This is a genomic window from Ruegeria sp. AH12 (assembly GCF_056541465.1).
The window spans coordinates 1-1,481 of the sequence record NZ_JBQFYL010000047.1; the positions used below are offsets into that span (position 1 = coordinate 1).

Genomic DNA, 1,481 nt, shown 5'->3' on the forward strand with positions numbered 1-1,481 from the left:
CTACGGAGAGTAAGGCCCCCGTTCCACCGGAGGCCTAAATGGATTTTTCAAGTAAGACCGTCATCGTCATTGGTGGCACCAGCGGTATCAATCGCGGCATTGCCGAGGCCTTTGCGGCCTCGGGTGCTAATCTGGCTGTCGCCAGCCGGTCGCAGGAAAAGGTTGATGATACCGTGGCTGCGTTGAAAGCAGCAGGAGCATCCGACGCGATCGGCGCGGCGTTCGACGTTCGCAATCCAGAGGCCGTAGCCGAAGGCCTTAAGCAATTCCACGACGCTTTTGGAGATTTCGATGTCCTGATTTCTGGTGCTGCCGGCAACTTCCCAGCGCTGGCATCTGAAATGTCGGTCAATGCATTCAAGGCGGTCATAGATATCGATCTGATGGGCACGATCCACGTCATGAAAGGGGCCTACCCCTATCTCAAACGTCCCGGTGCCAGCATTATCAACATTTCGGCCCCGCAATCCTATCTGCCTTACGAAGGGCAGGCCCATGTTTGCGCCGCCAAGGCGGGCGTTGATCAAATCACCCGAACCCTTTCAATGGAATGGGGCGTCGAAGGGATTCGCGTGAATTCGGTCGTTCCGGGTTTTATCGAAGGAACCGAAGGCGCAAAACGGCTGGCCCCTACCGAAAACGCCCATGAAGAGCTGCGTCGGGACGTCCCGCTGGGTCGCTGGGGTCAACCCCAGGATGTGGCAAATGCCTGCCTATTCCTTAGCTCTGATATGGCGAGCTATATCAGCGGAACAGTCATGGCCGTTGACGGGGCTTTGTATCAGCGCGGCTCGGGCAAGTTTGGCCAGATGATGGGTCAGATGCTGCGCGCAGCGAAAAAGGGCCAAGCTTAGGTTAGAACACAGGAATCCGATTGGTGGCAAACTTTTCAGTCGCTGGGCTTTATTTCCAACCTACCAAATTCAAGAGCTTCTGAAATAGATACCCGCTGCTACCAAAAGCGATGTCAGCGTACCGGCCACCACGTAAAGTGCGAAAGCGCTGAGCAGAGATTGACCGACAATCAAAGCGGCAGCAAAGGTTAACAACCCTGCAAGTATTCCCAATCCCATTATCGCAACTATCATGGTGCCGCTATCCGTCCAAAGCCTCGTCTCAGGAGATGTTGATCTTCTGAACCCCATTTCCGTTCCCGACTAACATAGAATTCTCGACATTTCTGGCCAAAGTATGGCCAAGGCGAGTTAACGATTACTTAAGGCGGAGAATTGCCGATCCTCTGTCTGGCGCTGCGCCCTGGAAGAGTTCACAAACTCGTTGTTTCCGCCAGTGGTTCGCATCACCCCCTGCCGTCAATTCCAAGAAAAATTATTCAATAACAACGAAAAATTCTGTTTGGCAGCGGGTAGATGGACGACGTCAGCCGTCCACCCCTTCCGGTTTGCCGACGATGGTGAAATGCAGACCCTCGGGGTCCAGCAGTTCAGACGCCACCCGGTTCACATCCTCCAAGGTCACTG

At 54.4% G+C, this 1,481-nt stretch carries 2 protein-coding genes; one reads left to right on the forward strand and one right to left on the reverse strand.

Annotated elements, in window-relative coordinates; all coding sequences use genetic code 11:
• Window positions 1–38 precede the first annotated feature (38 nt).
• A complete protein-coding gene (locus tag ACR0EL_RS21450) occupies window positions 39–854 on the forward strand; it encodes an SDR family oxidoreductase (protein ID WP_170394632.1) in 816 nt (271 codons plus the stop codon).
• A 69-nt stretch (window positions 855–923) separates the two neighbouring features.
• On the opposite strand, the gene ACR0EL_RS21455 is transcribed toward ACR0EL_RS21450, so the two are convergent.
• Window positions 924–1,088 carry a hypothetical protein gene (locus ACR0EL_RS21455; RefSeq protein ID WP_170394635.1) on the reverse strand — a complete coding sequence of 55 codons (165 nt, stop codon included), beginning with the start codon at window positions 1,086–1,088 and terminating at the stop codon, window positions 924–926.
• Window positions 1,089–1,481: the final 393 nt, after the last annotated feature.

What these genes read in the sequence shown, in the direction of transcription:
- ACR0EL_RS21455 (WP_170394635.1), bottom strand. Translation starts at nt 1,088, where the DNA reads ATGATAGTTGCGATAATGGGATTGGGAATACTTGCAGGGTTGTTAACC.
- ACR0EL_RS21450 (WP_170394632.1), top strand. Translation starts at nt 39, where the DNA reads ATGGATTTTTCAAGTAAGACCGTCATCGTCATTGGTGGCACCAGCGGT.